The 12,016-nt window shown below is 65.8% G+C and carries 11 protein-coding genes; 5 read left to right on the forward strand and 6 right to left on the reverse strand.

The genetic code is table 11. The features are described 5' to 3' along the window. Positions 1-9 precede the first annotated feature (9 nt). The 6 genes from A5752_RS15880 to A5752_RS15905 form a co-directional block, all read right to left on the reverse strand. Complete coding sequence (locus A5752_RS15880) at positions 10-1,098, reverse strand: NAD(P)H-dependent amine dehydrogenase family protein (protein WP_067087382.1); 1,089 nt, start codon at positions 1,096-1,098, stop codon at positions 10-12. Positions 1,099-1,108: 10 nt separating this feature from the next. Further along, a complete protein-coding gene (locus A5752_RS15885) occupies positions 1,109-1,900 on the reverse strand; it encodes an SDR family oxidoreductase (RefSeq protein ID WP_067087385.1) in 792 nt (263 codons plus the stop codon). Positions 1,901-2,082: 182 nt separating this feature from the next. Next, positions 2,083-3,030, reverse strand: a complete 948-nt coding sequence (gene ku / locus A5752_RS15890; RefSeq protein WP_067087388.1) for a non-homologous end joining protein Ku — start codon at positions 3,028-3,030, stop codon at positions 2,083-2,085. Next, the gene (locus A5752_RS15895; RefSeq protein WP_067087390.1) at positions 3,030-3,971 is read right to left on the reverse strand and encodes a carbohydrate kinase family protein; all 942 of its coding nucleotides are present in this window, start codon (positions 3,969-3,971) and stop codon (positions 3,030-3,032) included. The genes ku and A5752_RS15895 overlap by 1 nt, the downstream gene beginning before the upstream one ends. After that, positions 3,968-5,395: a mannitol dehydrogenase family protein gene (locus A5752_RS15900; protein ID WP_067087394.1), complete on the reverse strand. Its 1,428-nt coding sequence runs from the start codon at positions 5,393-5,395 to the stop codon at positions 3,968-3,970. Before A5752_RS15900 ends, A5752_RS15895 begins: the two co-directional genes overlap by 4 nt. Beyond that, positions 5,392-6,393, reverse strand: a complete 1,002-nt coding sequence (locus A5752_RS15905; RefSeq protein WP_067087399.1) for an NAD(P)-dependent alcohol dehydrogenase — start codon at positions 6,391-6,393, stop codon at positions 5,392-5,394. Before A5752_RS15905 ends, A5752_RS15900 begins: the two co-directional genes overlap by 4 nt. A gap of 104 nt (positions 6,394-6,497) precedes the next feature. Here A5752_RS15905 and A5752_RS15910 point away from each other — a divergent pair, with 104 nt between their 5' ends. Genes A5752_RS15910 through A5752_RS15930 form a run of 5 tightly spaced genes read left to right on the forward strand, consistent with a single transcriptional unit; the run spans position 6,498 to position 11,843 of the window. Continuing rightward, positions 6,498-7,502, forward strand: coding sequence for a sugar-binding transcriptional regulator (locus A5752_RS15910; RefSeq protein ID WP_067087401.1), 1,005 nt, complete (start codon positions 6,498-6,500; stop codon positions 7,500-7,502). Positions 7,503-7,527: 25 nt separating this feature from the next. Further along, positions 7,528-8,880 carry an ABC transporter substrate-binding protein gene (locus A5752_RS15915; protein ID WP_067087404.1) on the forward strand — a complete coding sequence of 451 codons (1,353 nt, stop codon included), beginning with the start codon at positions 7,528-7,530 and terminating at the stop codon, positions 8,878-8,880. Continuing rightward, positions 8,880-9,854 (forward strand): carbohydrate ABC transporter permease, encoded by a 975-nt coding sequence (locus A5752_RS15920; protein ID WP_067087406.1) that lies wholly within the window; start codon positions 8,880-8,882, stop codon positions 9,852-9,854. The genes A5752_RS15915 and A5752_RS15920 overlap by 1 nt, the downstream gene beginning before the upstream one ends. Next, the gene (locus tag A5752_RS15925) at positions 9,854-10,723 is read left to right on the forward strand and encodes a carbohydrate ABC transporter permease (protein ID WP_067087409.1); all 870 of its coding nucleotides are present in this window, start codon (positions 9,854-9,856) and stop codon (positions 10,721-10,723) included. The genes A5752_RS15920 and A5752_RS15925 overlap by 1 nt, the downstream gene beginning before the upstream one ends. 34 nt (positions 10,724-10,757) lie before the next feature. Further along, positions 10,758-11,843, forward strand: coding sequence for an ABC transporter ATP-binding protein (locus tag A5752_RS15930; RefSeq protein ID WP_067087412.1), 1,086 nt, complete (start codon positions 10,758-10,760; stop codon positions 11,841-11,843). Positions 11,844-12,016: the final 173 nt, after the last annotated feature.

Below are 12,016 nucleotides of genomic sequence, written 5' to 3' on the forward strand. Positions count from 1 at the left end.
TAGTCTGGTCTAACCCCGGCCTTGCTGCACAGCGTACAACCCTTTTCCGGTGATCAGCGGCAAGTCCAGGGTGGTGCGGATGCCGGGCGGCGCCGCCACAACCGCCGGGATTGCGTTGACGACCCGGGCGGCCGTCGCGACGAGTCCGGCATGGTTGTGGTCACCGTTCGGGCTGCTCAGGCAGAGGTCGACGGTGTAGGACGGCTCGCCGGTGATCTCGATGCGGTACGAACCGCCTTCCTGCGCCGGCTGCGGCCAGTCTGGGTGCAGGTCGTCGCGTAGCCGGGTGACGTGCTCGAGCACGACGGCCACCCTGCCGTCCTTGATGCCCTGCACTTCGAAGCGCAGCGCCGCCGCGGTGCCCTTGGCGATGTGGCCGGACGCGATGTCGAAATCCGCGGGAGCCGGTTCGCGCACATAGGTTTCCGACACCTCGTCGAGTTCGATGCCGAGCCCCGCCGCCAGCTGCCTCACCACCGATCCCCAGGCCAGGCTCAGCACGCCGGGCTGCAACAACATCGGGATCTCGTCGAGCGGCTTGCCGAAGCCCATCACGTCGAACATGACGGTCGCGCTGTCGTAGGTGTCGTAGTTGATGATCTCCATGCACCGGATCTGCTCGACGCTCTGGCAGGTGCCGGCCAGCGCGAGCGGAAGCAAATCGTTGGCGAAGCCGGGGTCGATGCCGTTGACGAAGACGCTCGACTGGCCCGTCTGGGTGGCCTCCTCGATGGGCTTGACGAGTTCGGAGGGCAGCACCTGCCACGGGTACTGCAGGAAGACCGCGCTGCTGCCGACGACGTTGACGCCGGCGGCGAGGATGCGACGGTAGTCCTCGAGCGCCTCGGGCAGCCGGTTGTCGGCCATCGCGGTGTAGACCGCGCAGTCGGGTTTGGTCGCCAGCACCGCATCGAGGTCCGTCGTGGCGGTGATGCCGGTCGAAACCTGCAGTCCCGCAAGCTCACCCGCGTCCTTATCGGCCTTGCCATCCGACGATACCCAGACCGCGGTGAGCTCGTACTGCGGGTCGTTGATGAGTTGGGTCAGCGCGTGCCTGCCGACATTGCCGGTGCCGATCGCGGCGACTTTGATGGTCACGGCTGTCCTTTCACAGGTCCGGGATCGGCATGTCGAGATTGGGCACCGTCAGCCCGCCGTCGACCTCGAGCGTCTTACCGGTCAGGTAGCTGCCCGCCGGCGAGGCGAGGTACACCGCCGCCGCGGCGATGTCCTGCGGATCGCCGAGCCGGCGCATCGGGGTGGCCTGCTCCATCGGCTTCCGCAGATCGTCGTTGGACGCCACGATGTCGAGCGCCGACGTGAGGATCGAACCCGGCGCGATCGCGTTGACGCGGATCCGCGGGCACAGGTCGAGCGCGGCGAGCCGGGTGTAGTGGGCGAGCGCGGCCTTGGCCGTTCCGTAGGCGGCGAAGCCTCGGCCGGCCAGCCGTCCCATCGTGGAGGTGATGTTGATGATGCTGCCGCCGCCGGAGTGCTCGAGCATCAGCGGCACCGCTGCTGTGGTGAGCGCGTGTGCGGTGCTGACGTTGAAGGTGAACGCGTCGCGCAGGTCCTTGGTCGAGGTGTTCAGGAGCGCGTTCGGCATGGTGCCGCCGACATTGTTGACGACGATGTCTAGTTTCCCGAACGCCTCGATCGCGGCGCCGGCGAGCGTGGCGGTGTCGGCGGGGTGCGCGAGGTCGGCCACCACGACGTGCGCGCTGCGTCCGACGCCCTTGATCTGCTCGGCGACCTCCTCCAGTTGCGACTGCGTGCGCGACGCGATCACCACGTCCGCACCGGCTTCCGCGAAAGCGATCGCCATCGCGGCACCCAGGCCGCGGCCTGCGCCGGTGACCACGGCAACCTGATCGTCGAGCCGGAATCTGTCAAGAATCACGTTTCGAGTCCTTCCCTTGCCCGGGGAACCGTAACAGGGTGCGACGGCCCGCGTGAGGGCTTTTTGAAACACGTTCTAATTCGGGTTCCGGGGGGTCGCCGAGTTCTGCGGCATGGCTGTGAAATACGCCGACACCACGACCGTGGTGCAGAAGTCGGCGCCGCGCGCCCTGAGAGGGGCGGCTACTTCTTGGCCGCGGTCTTCTTGGCCGCGGACTTCTTCGCCGTCGACTTCTTCGCGGCCTTCTTGGCGGGCGTCTTTTTCGCCGCGCTCTTCTTCGCGGGCGCCTTCTTGGCCGGCTTGTCATCGTCGCCGGAACTCTTTGACCCGCCGCGGCCTTCGCGGCGCGCCTTCACACTGGCCTCGAGCTTGGCCAGCAGATCGGAGACATCCTCGGTCTCGTCGAGTTCCTGTGGCTGCTCCTCGGTGGTAAACGCTTCGCCGCCTTCGAGTTTCGCCGCGATCAGCTCGCGCAGCTGCTCCTGGTAGTCGTCGTGGTAGCGATCGGGGTTGAAGTCGTCGGTCATCGAATCGACGACCTGGGTGGCCATCTTCAGTTCGGCCGGCTTGATGTCGACTTCCTTATCCAGCACAGGGAAATCGGGGTCGCGGATCTCGTCGGGCCACAACAGCGTCTGGATCACCATGACGTCGCGCTTGCTGAAGTCCTGAACCCGAAGCGCGGCGAGCCGCGTCTTGTTGCGCAACGCGAAGTGCACGATCGCGACTCGGTCGGTCTCCTTGAGCGTCTTGGTCAACAGCACATACGACTTCGACGACTTGCCTTCGGGCTCGAGGAAGTAGCTGCGGTCGTACATCATCGGGTCGATGTCGTCGGCCGGAACGAACTCCAGCACCTCGATCTCGCGGCTGCGTTCCTCAGGCAGCGTGGCGATGTCCTCGTCGGTGATGATCACGGTCTGCCCGTCGTCGGATTCGTAGGCCCGGGCGATGTCGCGATATTCGACTTCCTCGCCATCGATCTCGCAGACGCGCTTGTAGCGGATGCGCCCGTTGTCCTTCGCGTGCACCTGATGGAACTTCACGTCGTGGTCCTGCTGCGCGCTGTAGACCTTGACCGGCACGTTCACCAGGCCGAACGCGATCGAACCCTTCCATATGGAACGCATCAACCCAGTATGGCTGATTTGAGGGCCGCATCGCGGGTACTGCGATCGGGCAGGTCGGCGCCGGACTGCGAGACCGTCAGCGCCGACGACATCGCGGCGGTGCGCACGACGTCAGTGAGCTGGTCGGTGCCGATGCGTGCGAGGTCACGGCGGCGCTCGGCGCCCAAGAGTCCGAGCGTCCACAGCGCGTCGATCAGGCCGGTCATGTACGCATCACCCGCGCCGACGGTGTCGACGACGTCGACCTGGAACGCCGGAAGCCGCACCAGGCCCTGCGCGCACAGCGCGAACGAGCCTTGCCCACCCATCGTCACCGCGACGATCGACGGGCCCAGCGACAGCCACGTCTGCGCGATCTGCTCGGGGGTCCGTCCCGGATCGAGCCATCGCATGTCCTCGTCGCTGGCCTTCACCACGTCGGACCGTTCGATGAGCCGGTCGATGCGGGCGCGCGCCGCGTCGGCGTCCTCGGTCAGTGCCGGCCGCACGTTCGGATCGAACGTCACGGTGGCCGAAGGGTGATAGGTGTCGAGCAGCGCGGCGGTCGCCCGGCAGCCGGGCTCGAGCACCGAGGCGATCGAACCGGTGTGCACGACCAGGGGGGGACCGACCTCTGGCGTTCCGGTCAGCTGCCACTCGATGTCGAACTCGTACTCGGCCGATCCCTGCTCGTCCAGCGTCGCCAACGCCGTCGGCGTCCGCGCCGCGGTCGTGCTGCCTTCGACCAGCCGCACCCCGCACGCTTCGACATGGTCGGCGATGCGCCGTCCGCGCTCGTCGCCGCCGATGTGCGTCAAGAAGTCGACATCGCGGCCCAGGCGGGCCAGCCCCACCGCCACGTTGAGCGGGCTGCCGCCGACGTGCTCACCGATGACCTCGCCACCACGCCGGACGATGTCGATCAACGCCTCGCCGATCACCAGCGCCCGCTGCGTGCTCACGAGTCGTCCTTGTGCATCAATGCTTCCAGCGTCGCCCGCGCACCATCGCGGTGCAGTGAGTCGAGCGCCCAGACGTAGGCTTCGACGAATCGTTCGTCGGAGGCGAGATCGCCGAAGAGTTCGGTGTTCTCGATGAACGCGGTCAGATTCTCGCGCTGCTTCTTGGCCAGCGGTACCAAGACGTCGACGAGCTGATCCTGCACGTCGATCGGCTGGCCCTGTTCGTCGGTGCCCTCGGCATAGCGTGCCCAGCTGGCGACCGTCGCCGCCGACAGGCGGATCGGCGCGCCGGTTCTGAGGTTTTCGCGGATGACGGGCAGCAGCCATTTCGGGATGCGGTCCGAGGAGCCGTAGCACAGCCGGGCGACGGTGTCCCTGACGCCGGGGTTGGCGAACCGCTCGATCAGCGTGCGCTTGTAGTCGGGAAGGTCGATCCCGGGTACGGGTTTGAGCGTCGGTGTCGCCTCGTCGTCCATGTACGCAAGCAGGAAATCGGCGAACAGCGGATCGCCGGCGGCGTCGTGCACCAGCCGGTACCCGGCGAGATACGCGAAATAGCACAGGCTTTGGTGCCCGGCGTTGAGCAGCCGCAGCTTCATCAGCTCGTACGGGGTGACGTCGTCGACCATGAGCACGTCCACGTCCTCAAACGGTGGTCTGCCGTCGGCGAAGTCGTCCTCGAGCACCCAGGCGGTGAAGGGTTCGGCTACCACCGGCCATTGGTCGTCGATGCCGAATTCGGTTGCCACGACGTCGATCACGTCGGGGGTGGTCACCGGTGTGATACGGTCGACCATCGAGTTGGGAAACTTGGTGTGGGTCTCGATCCATTCGCCGAGGCCTGGGTGCACCCGTTCGGCGTAGGTGGTGAACGCATGCCGGGCGACGTCACCGTTGCCCTCGATGTTGTCGCACGACACGATCGTCGGTGAGGTGATGCCGCGGTCGCGCCTGCGGGCGAGCGCATCGACGACCAACCCGAAGACGCTCACTCCGTCGGCGCCGCCGACATTGTCGATCTTGTAGCCACCCTCGGTGATGGTCAGCGAGATGATCCGGGTGGTCGGCGCGGCCAGCAGTTCGATCACCGACTCGGGGTCGTCGGGTGCATAGCGGTAGTCGACGATCGAACCGATCACGCGTGCTTCGCGGCTACCGTCGGGCTTCTCCAGCAGCAGTGTGTACAGCCCGTCCTGGGTGGCCATCACATCGGCCATCTTGCGATCGGCGGGCATGACGCCGACCCCGGCGATGCCCCACTCCTTGGCGCGCCCCTTCTCCAGGAGCCGGTCGACGTACATCGCCTGATGCGCTCGGTGAAAGCCGCCGACTCCGAAATGCACTATGCCGACCGATATTCCGGAACGGTCGTAGGTCGGCTTGTCCGACTGAAGCTGTGCGAGCGTGGAGTTGTCGAGTTTCATGAGACCGTCACCACCGACTTCACGCTACCCGGCGTGCGGTCGGAGTCGAGGGCCTCGGCGGCCCGCTCGAGCGGAAAGCGGGCCGTCACCATCGCATCCAGATCAACCTGTCCCGATTCGACCAGGGCGATCGCCGTCGGCCAGGTGTTCGCGTATCGGAAGACGCCCGTCAGCACCAGTTCGCGATTCTGGATCACCTGCGTCGGCAGCTCCATCGACTCGGCGCCCAAACCGACCAGCACCACCTTGCCCGCCGGTCGCACCGCCCGAATGCCGTCGGCGACGGCCGTCGCCGCGCCGGAGGCGTCGATGAACGCGTCCACCCCGAGATCCGTGATGGGTTGGACGGTCGGATCGAGCACTGCCGTCGCGCCGAACGAGGTCGCCTGTCGTCTCCGGGCCTCGTCGGGATCGCTGACGACGATGTCCGTCGCACCGTAGGCGCGTGCGAGCTGGGTGATGACGATGCCGATCGGTCCGGCCCCGGCGACCAACACCCGCGAGCGACCGTCCACGCCCGCCTTGCGCACCGCGGCGATGCCGACCGACAGCGGCTCGCACAAGGCGGCGGCGTCATCGGAGACGGAGTCGGGCACGCGGTGGGCGAACTCCGCTCCGATGGTCACGTACTCGCACAGTGCCCCGTCCACAGGTGGGGTCGCGAAGAACCGCATATGCGGGCAGAGGTTGTAGAGGCCCCGGCGGGTCTCGTCGCTGTCGGGATCGGGGCGCTGCGGTTCGATCGACACGCGCTCACCTATGCGCGCGCGGTCGACGTTCTCGCCGACGTCGACGATCGTGCCGGCCGCCTCGTGGCCCAGGATCAGCGGCGCCTCCACGACGAAGCCGCCCACGCGTCCGTGCCGGTAGTAGTGGGTGTCCGATCCGCACACACCCACCGACGAGACGCGTACCAGCACGTCACCGGGGTCGGGCCGGGGCACAGGGCGTTCCTGCATCTCGATCCGCCCGGGCGCGACGAGCACGGCCGCCCGCATCCGGCTGTCCGGGGAAAGTGTTGTGTGCGTCACATCGACCATGTTAACGTGGTGAGCATCTAATCGCACCCCTGAGCAAATGCTCACCAAGGAGGCGGCAGGGCGTGACCGCATCGACGTCGACCGGTGAACTCGCCGGGGCCGCGGTTCCGGCGCAGGACATCCGGCTGGCGCTGCGTGCGGCGACGATGTACTACCTCGACGGCCTGACCCAGGCCGAGATCGCCGCCCGGCTCGGCGTCTCGCGCCCGACCGCGGGTCGACTGATCGCCCGCGCGAAGGCTCGAGGCCTGGTCCGCATCGAGATCGCCGTCCCGGCCGGGCTCAGTGAGGATCTGCACGCCGAGGAAGAGCGCGAGCTCGAGCGGCGCTACAGCCTCACCGAGGTGGTGGTCGCCGGACACGGCGTCGACCTCGGTGCGCCGGGCCGGCCGGCCGGGTTCGCCAGTGTCGGTCGCGCCGCGGCCGCGTTGTTGATGCGGCGTCTCACCCCCGACGACGTGCTCGGGTTCACCTGGGGCCCCGAACAGGTCGCGACAGCCAACGCCCTGGTTCCGGGGGTGGCGAGTTGTCGCGCAGTCGTGCAGCTCGACGGCGCCATGTCGACCGCGGCCTATCAGACCGGCACGGAATTCATCCTGACCCGGTGCGCGGAAACGTTGCGCGCGAGCACGTTACGGCTACCGGCACCGCTGTACGCAGACCCGTCGACGGTCGCGTCAATGCGCACCGATTCGGTGATCTCGCGCACGCTGGAGGCGGGTCGGCAAGCGGACATGATGCTCTTCGGTGTCGGTGCGGTGTCGACCTCGACCACGCTGTTCGAGGGCAGCTTCCTCGACACTCGCATGCTCGACGAGCTCGAGTCGCTGGGCGCGGTGGGGGAAATCGGCGGACGGTTCTTCGACGCGGACGGTGCGCCCGTCGACACCGAACTGCAGCAGCGTGCGGTGTCCGTGCCGCTCGAGGACATCCGTGATTGTGAAAAGACGCTGCTGATCTCCAGTGGCGCCACGAAGTACGACGCCGCCCTCGCCGCCCTGAAGGGCAAATTGGCCCGGCTGCTGGTGTGTGACATCGATTGCGCACGTTGGTTGTTGGCGCAGTAAGGAGACGACGCAGGTGAGACGGACAATGATCAGGCGATTCGCGGCGGTGGCCGCGGCGTCGGCCGTGGTGCTCGCATCCGGTTGCTCGGGCGCCGGGAGCCTCGGCGCCTCCGACAACCAGGTCACCATCGCGATGGTGTCGAACTCGCAGATGACCGACGCCAGGGATCTGTCCTCGAAGTTCGAGAAGGCAAACCCCGGAACGAAGTTGAAGTTCGTCACACTCTCGGAGAACCAGGCCCGGGCCAAGATCACCATGTCGACCGCGATGGGCGGAAGCGAGTTCGACGTCGTGATGATCAGCAACTTCGAGACCCCGCAGTGGGCGAAGGACGGTTGGCTGCAGGACCTCTCCGAATACGCCGCGAAGACACCGGGTTACGACGAGCAAGACTTCATCTCGTCGCTGCGCGAGTCGCTGTCGCACGACGGTGACATGTACGCGGTCCCGTTCTACGGCGAGTCGTCATTCCTGATGTATCGCAAAGACCTCTTCGAACAGGCCGGGATCAAGGTCGATCAGTCGCCGGACTACCAACCCACCTGGCAGGAAGTGGCGCAGTGGGCTGACACCCTCAAAACCAACAACCGCGCAGGCATCTGCCTACGCGGCAAGCCCGGGTGGGGTGAGGTGCTCGCACCGCTCGACACCGTGATCAACACGTTCGGTGGGCGCTGGTTCGACGAGCAGTGGAACGCGCAGCTGAACAGCCCCGAGGTGCGCAAAGCGGTCAACTTCTACGTCGACCTGGTCAAGCGTTCCGGTGAACTGGGCGCGGCCTCGACCGGATTCCAGGAGTGCGCGAACCTGTTCGGGCAGGGCCAGACCGCCATGTGGTACGACGCGACGTCCGCGGTGTCGGTCCTGGAGGATCCGAAGGAGTACCCGGACCTGGTCGGCAAGATCGGCTACCTGCCCGCACCGATCGCGGAGAAGCCGAACTCCGGATGGCTGTACACCTGGGCGCTGGGCATCCCGAAATCGGCCAAGAATCCCGACGGCGCCTGGAAGTTCATTTCGTGGATGACGAGTAAGGACTACATGAAGCTGGTGGGTGAGAAGCTCGGCTGGGCCCGTGTTCCACCGGGCAGCCGCACGTCGACGTATACCGGACTGCCGGAGTACGAGAAGATCTCGCAGTCGTACGGACCTCTGACGTTGCGCTCGATCCAAAACGCGAACCCGAACAAGCCCACGGTGCAACCGGTTCCGTACACCGGCATTCAGTTTGTCGCGATCCCCGAGTTTCAGGACCTCGGCACCAGGGTCAGTCAGCAGATCAGTGCCGCGATCGCCGGCCAGAAGACCGTGGACGAGGCCCTCGACCAGGCGCAGCAGTACGCCGAGGTTGTCGGCAAGACATACCAGGAGAGGTGATGACCGTAACCGCGGATACCAAGGCCGAAGCCAGCGAAATGGCGGTGGCCGAAAGGGTTCGAAGGATTCGAGAGGCGCAGAACACCGGCGTGAGCCGTGCCGAGGCCTGGCGTCGCCGCGGCCCGCTGCTGCCGGCGCTGATCTTCATGATCGTCGTCACGCAGATCCCATTCCTGTTCACCCTTTACTATTCGACGTTGTCGTGGAACCTGGTCCGTCCGGGTTCACGCAAGTTCATCGGATTGCAGAACTACGTCACGGTCGCCAAGGACAGCCAGTTCTGGACCGTCGCGCTCAACACCGTGATCCTGATCGTCGGGGTGGTGTTGCTCTCGGCGTTCTTCGGGCTGCTGCTGGCCTTGCTGCTGGACCGGGCGTTCCTGGGCCGCGGGATCGTACGGACCCTGTTGATCACGCCCTTCCTCGTCACACCCGTTGCGGCCGCGCTGATCTGGAAGACGACGATCCTCGATCCCAACAACGGCATCTTGAACTGGGTGATGTCGTTGGTCGGGATCGAGCGCATGGACTGGATCGGGCGGTTCCCGCTGCCGATGGTGATGGTGATGCTCATCTGGCAGTGGACACCGTTCATGATGCTGTTGATCCTCGCCGGCCTCCAGTCGATGCCACGCGACATCCTGGAGGCCGGTCGAGTCGACGGTGCCAACGCGTTTCAACTGTTTCGGGAGTTGACACTGCCGCACCTGCGGCGATTCATCGAGTTGGGCGTCGTCCTCGGAGCGATCTTCCTGGTCAACACGTTCGACGCGATCTACATGATGACCCAGGGCGGCCCGGGGATCGCGAGCGCGAACCTCCCGTTCTACATCTATCAGCGCGCGTTCCTCGGCTTCGACATCGGTCAGGCCGCGGCGATGGGCGTGGTGGTCGTGATCTTCACGATGATCATCGCCAGCTTCGCGCTCCGATTGATCTTCAAGTCGTTCACCGGGAAGGAAGAGGCGGCCTGATGACTACCACGGTCGAGAAAACCGCAGCCACACCGCAACCCGCCGCGAGAACCAAGAAGAAGTCGCGCACGTTCAGCCCATGGGGACTGGTGGCGTGGCTGGTTGGACTCGGATTCTTCTTCCCGGTGTTCTGGATGGTGCTGACGTCGTTCAAACAGGAAGCCGACGCCGCCACCAGCCCACCGAAGCTGTTCTTCTCCCCGACGCTGGATCAGTATTCTGCGGTCTTCAACCAGGGCATCGGCCCGGCGATGCTGAATTCGCTTTTCGCCACCGGGATCTCGACGCTGGTGGTGCTGTTGCTCGGCGTCCCTGCCGCGTTCGCCCTGTCGCTGCGGCCGGTCCGCAAAACCCAGGATGCGCTGTTCTTCTTCATGAGCACCCGCATGCTGCCCGTCGTCGCGGTGATCCTGCCGCTGTACGTGATCGTCTCCAATATCGGCCTGCTGGACAACATCTGGGCACTGATCGTTCTCTACACCGCGATGAACCTGCCGATCGCGGTGTGGATGATGCGGTCGTTCTTCCTGGAGGTGCCCGGCGAACTGCTGGAGGCGGCGAGCCTGGACGGGGCGAGCCTGTGGCGATCGGTCCGCGAGGTGATCTTGCCGCTCGTGTCGCCCGGCATCGCGGCGACGGCGCTGATCTGCGTGATCTTCGCCTGGAACGAGTTCTTCTTCGCGGTGAATCTGACCGCGGTGAACGCTCAGACCATGCCCGTGTACCTCGTCGGGTTCATCGCCGGTGAGGGTCAGTACTGGGCCGTGCTGTCGGCGGCCGCGACCATGGCCGCACTGCCCGTGATCCTCTGCGGGTGGATCGCACAGAACAAGTTGGTGCGCGGACTTTCGTTCGGCGCGATCAAGTAACCGTCAGAGCCGATCTACAGACACGGAGATACCAATGGCAACAATCACTTACCGCAACGCCACGTGCATCTACGAGGGCTCGGACAAACTCGCGGTCGACTCGCTCAACCTCGACATCGCCGACGGTGAGTTCGTGGTGCTGGTGGGCCCGTCGGGGTCGGGGAAGAGCACGGCCCTGCGCATGCTGGCCGGGCTGGAGGACATCGACGAGGGTGCGATCGAGATCGGCGGCCGGGACATGACCGGTGTGCCGTCGAAGGATCGTGACATCGCGATGGTGTTCCAGAACTACGCGCTGTATCCGAACAAGACCGTCGCCGAGAACATGGGTTTCGCGCTGAAGCTGCGCGGGGTGTCGTCGGCGGAGCGACGCAAGAAGGTCGAGGAGGCCGCGAAAATCCTTGATCTGACGGAGTTCCTGGACCGCAAGCCGGCCAAGCTGTCGGGTGGTCAGCGTCAACGCGTGGCGATGGGCCGTGCGATCGTGCGAGAGCCGCAGGTGTTCTGCATGGATGAGCCGCTGTCGAACCTCGACGCAAAGCTGCGCGTGCAGACCCGAACCCAGATCGCCGCGCTGCAGCGACGCCTCGGCACCACGACGGTGTACGTCACCCACGATCAGGTCGAGGCCATGACGATGGGGGACAGGGTCGCGGTTCTGCGGTTCGGCAAGCTGCAGCAGTTCGCCTCCCCGAACGAGCTCTACGACAGTCCGGCCAACGCGTTCGTCGCGGGTTTCATCGGGTCACCGGCGATGAACCTGGTGACGCTGCCGATCGCCCCCGACGGCGTCCGGGTCGGCGACTCGATTCTGGAGATCGAGCGTGATCGACTCACCAAGTTGAGCGATGCGGGCTTGTCGGAGGTCACGATCGGAATCCGGCCCGAGCAACTCGAACTCACCGACACGGGTGGTGTGCCGGTCGTCGTCGATCTGGTCGAGGACCTCGGCAGCGAGGCCTACCTTTACACCCACGCCGGGTCGGGCTCGGGCGTGGAGCTGGTCGCGCGGTGCAACCCGCGCACGGCGCCCAAGCTCGCGGAGACGGTGCGGTTGCGCAGGCATCCGGAAGGCTTCGTGCACCTGTTCCACCCGGAGACGGGTGAGCGCATCGACTGACGCTCGCTGACGTCGAGTTCTACACCACGGCTGTGGATAACGCGAAATCGCGACCCTGGTGCAGAAGTCGACGGTGAAGCCGGCCGACAAGCTAGCTGTTCTGACCACGGACGTTAGGTACGGCGTGGCGTGGTGACATGACGAAGACCTCCGAGTGAAGTGCGAGCTGTCAA

The organism is Mycobacterium sp. 852002-51961_SCH5331710, assembly GCF_001665535.1.
Lineage (GTDB): Bacteria > Actinomycetota > Actinomycetes > Mycobacteriales > Mycobacteriaceae > Mycobacterium.